This window comes from Vibrio sonorensis, assembly GCF_001854765.1.
GTDB lineage: Bacteria > Pseudomonadota > Gammaproteobacteria > Enterobacterales > Vibrionaceae > Vibrio > Vibrio sonorensis.
In genome coordinates, this window is sequence record NZ_LJJE01000076.1 from 1 (window position 1) to 1647 (window position 1647).

The 1647-nt window shown below is 29.4% G+C and carries 1 protein-coding gene and 1 pseudogene; one reads left to right on the top strand and one right to left on the bottom strand.

The features are described from left to right. Positions 1 to 110, bottom strand: a pseudogene (locus tag BLO31_RS23550) (IS5/IS1182 family transposase); the annotation flags it as partial. Between the two features lie 200 nt (positions 111 to 310). On the opposite strand from BLO31_RS23550, the gene BLO31_RS14305 reads away from it, so the two are divergent. Beyond that, positions 311 to 1561 carry a mechanosensitive ion channel family protein gene (locus BLO31_RS14305; protein ID WP_070967946.1) on the top strand — a complete coding sequence of 417 codons (1251 nt, stop codon included), beginning with the start codon at positions 311 to 313 and terminating at the stop codon, positions 1559 to 1561. Positions 1562 to 1647 lie beyond the last annotated feature (86 nt).

A 1647-nucleotide genomic window follows, 5' to 3' on the forward strand; every position in this document is an offset into this window, starting at 1 on the left:
ATCCACTCTCTTATCGCTTCTTCATCAATCCAAAACGTCAGAGAGCTGCGGTTGATGAGAGCTTGGTTGTATTGCTTCCAGTTGTTTGTTTTGTAACGTGGTTTAGGCATAAGACTACAGAGTTGAATGAACGTAGCCGATCAGATCGTAAGCTTTGACTTTAGTTCCATCGATTTACGCAAATCCCAACAACGCCACCAAATTAAGCAGTAAATCCGAAAAATTAAATACATAATAACCAAAAAACACCAAAACTTTAATGTTAAATATTATGGTTTATATAATGAGAACCAAAAGGAATTGAATAATAATGAGAAAAAACTTTATAAAGGTTTTAATAACTCTATTGATTTGCGCCTCATCTAGCGGTGCAAATTCTAGTGTAATAAAAAAAACATATCCAAATAATAGAACACCTAAACTTTTTATTCTAGAATTATCATCAATATTGGATGAAATACAAAAAAATATATATTTTGTAAAAGAATACCCATCAAATAAAAAAACACACCTTAAAGAGATAGAGCATTTAAGAAGTGTTTTTAGCTATTTTTACGAATCGAAAACAAATAACAATGGTGTAAACTTGGAAATAATACTTCAACTAATAGAGATATTTAATCGTCTACCAAAAAATCTACACAGTAACCTAAAAGTTGAAAAAACTGCACTTTCATTTTTAATACCAGGAAGTCCAATAAAAGTAACGCGTATAGATGGGAGATACTATTTCTCAGGGCTATCAAATGAGCAAATAAAAAACTTCTACAGTGTAATAAAAAAACTTCCTAGTAGAGGTAAATATAACCTATATCATGAATATATTATTAGTGCGGGAGAAATAGATCCCCCAGGTTGGTTCAATTATATTGAGGGTTTGCCTAAGTTTTTCTTTCAAGAATATTTAGAGCAGGCTGTTTGGCAGTGGCTTATCTATATTTTTATTATTTACATTGCCATTGTTTGCAGTTTTTTTTTGTTTGTTTTGTTGAAGAATAAAATATTATTATCGTTTATTTTTATTGTGGAATATAAGGCCTTTATTTATTTGATGGTTGATCAAATAAACATTTCAGGAAAAGTATTAGAAATCAATATGTTTTTTTTGGATCTTTTTATTTTATTGAATTTGGTTTTTTTATCCTACAACGTAGTGGAAAGGGCTCCTTATTTATTACTGAGATTAAATAAGGTTATTTTCTTAGGGGAAATTAGTCACATATACGTTAGAACTTGCTCAATTTTTGTTTCTATTGTTGTTTTAATCTATGGATTAAGCATTCTTAACGCTCCAATGTATGGAATAGTTTCTGGTTTTGGTATCGGTGGATTAATTTTGGCTTTTTCAATAAAATCTACAATTGAAAACATTATATCTGGAGTCATAATTACTTTAGAGGGTAATTACAAGAAAGGTGATTATATAAAAATTGGGAGGATTAAAGGTAAAGTTGTTTTAATTGGATTTAGAAGCACCACTTTAGAAAATGATAACAATAATAAATTAATAATACCTAATTCATTATTGTTATCTAAGGAAACAATAATAGATAAATATTGACTCGGTTAGATAATACGGTTGTGCCCGAATTGAGGGCGTTCAGAATTCTGCGTCAGCTAATTTTTGTTAGAGATCTAAGACATCAT

Coding starts and splice junctions, on each gene's coding strand:
- BLO31_RS14305 (WP_070967946.1), top strand. CDS start 311: ATGAGAAAAAACTTTATAAAGGTTTTAATAACTCTATTGATTTGCGCC.